Raw genomic sequence first — 2006 nt, forward strand, 5'->3', positions numbered from 1 at the left:
CTCAAAGCAGAGCACCGTACCCAGGACGCGAGCGCCACGCTCAAAGCAGAGCACCGTACCCAGGACGCGAGCGCCACGCTCAAAGCAGAGCACCGTACCCAGGACGCGAGCACCGCTCTCAAAGCAGGGCACCGCGCCCAAGACGCGAGCACCGCTCGCTGGAGAAGGCAGCACGCTCAGAAGTGAGCAGCCGTCAACCGGAGCACTGCCCTACAAGGAGAGCGCCGCTCACTAGAGAGCGCACCGCGAACTAGGGAGAGCACCGCACTCGCAGGCGAGCGGCATTCCCCGAGCAGAGCGCTGCACTCATACGAGAGCGCCGCTCACTATGAAGAGCGCCACACACAAACGAGCGCATCGCTCTCCGAGTGACGTGCCACACGCAGGTGGGAGTGCCGCTTTCTGGACAGAGCACCGCGCCGACCGAACCATCACATGCGCGCTCCCGTGCTTTCGCGCGCCCCCTTCTCGGGCCCCGGTCCGCCCCTCACCACCCCACCTCCGCCCAACCGGCCCGATATGTCGACCATGGCCGGTCGATACCCCTAACCTGCTGTTGCGTGGTGACCCACCCAACAGGCTCGGCCGGGGAGGCACACATGTCCGAACGAGGTGGGCGGCTCATCCGAATCCCGTCCGAGCGCGGCCAGTTGCTGCTGGTCGAGGGCGGAGGCAAAACCGGGCGGGGGCGGCGCTCGGACGGTGGCGGCAACCTTGTCGCGATGTCCGCGCTGACACCGCATCAGCTCTTTCCCGAGGCGGCTGCCGATGTCGTGCAATTGCCCGATGCCGTGCAGCCGCATACGGTTCGCGCCTACCTACAGGCCGCCGGGGTCGTGGACGGGCCGGTGATCGTATACCTGACCGGTCGGCTGATGGTCGACCGTCGGCGCCGTGAGCTGCATCTGGGTCTGCGCGACTCGACGCCGAACTCGGTGCGATACGACGGTCTGCCGTGGTCGTGGGTGGTCGAACTGCTCGGGGCTCGGCCCGCCGAGAACACCCTGGTGATCTGCGACCTGACCGCCGGTCGGGAATCCTGGGACGTGGCCCGCGAGCGTGCGCACGAGTTGTGCCAAGGCATTCCGCTGTGGGGCGTGGTCAATCCGCCCGACGTCAAGGGTCCGCCGTCACCGTTCACCCGGGCGTTGGTGAGCGCGTTGACCCAGGGGTTCGCGGAGCTGCCGGATCCCGTACCCGCCGAGGAGATCCACCCGCTCCTTGCCGAGCGGGCCCAACTAGCGCCCGAGACGGTCGAATTCGCGCCTTCGTCGGGATCGCTCGCGTTGGCCAACTGCTCCCCCGAATCTCGCCCGCCGAGCCTGCGCACGGCTGTTCGCCGACTCAAGGCGGTCACCCCTCGAGGCGGCCCGGCCGGGACCGGAGCGTCGGCCCTGTCGACCGTACCGCCCAACGGCATGAGCCCCGCCCAGCGCGCCGGCCTGCGCGGTTCGGGCGTGGTCGGCGGCGGAGCCCTCCCCGACCCACGCGACGAACCGCAGGCCCACCTACCGCAGGCCCACCCAGCGCAGGCCCACCTGCCTGAGGACCCCGGGATGGGCCGCCGCGCCTTGGGCCTGGTCCGCGCCGCGCTGGCGCACAGCCCGGACGACGAGCCGGAGGTACCGGGCACGAGCCGGCGCGACGTCGCCCGCGCGAATGCGAACGCCCGTACGAGCAACGGCAAGCCGCTTCGCTCTCCGGGCCCGGCGCCCTCGGCGGCAAAGGCCGAGGCCGCGTTCGGCGCAAGCACAGGCGCAGGTCCCGGCTCAGGCTCGGACTCAGGCGCAGGCCCCGGCCCCGGCACCGGCTCCCGTACCGACCCCGGGTCCAGCCGCGCGCCCCTGCCCACCCCCGGCCGCCGCTTCACCCCGCATCCCGCCGCCACCAGGCAACTGCGCCGGCCCACCAAGGCCGCGATGCTCGCACAGGAACCGGAGTTCCCCGGCCCGACCGGCAACCCGCAGCACAACGGCGGCGGGCGCGAACCGTCCTCGCCCTCCCGG

General features: G+C 71.4%; 2 protein-coding genes. Both read left to right on the top strand.

Features of this window, described 5'->3' with window-relative positions:
* Positions 1–186: hypothetical protein (locus GT354_RS54680; protein ID WP_237535620.1), on the top strand; the 186-nt coding region annotated here is incomplete at its 5' end.
* A gap of 413 nt (positions 187–599) precedes the next feature.
* The coding region (locus GT354_RS30595; RefSeq protein ID WP_161359620.1) for a hypothetical protein at positions 600–2006 on the top strand (1407 nt) is incomplete at its 3' end.

Source organism: Streptomyces sp. SID3343 (genome assembly GCF_009865215.1).
GTDB lineage: Bacteria > Actinomycetota > Actinomycetes > Streptomycetales > Streptomycetaceae > Embleya.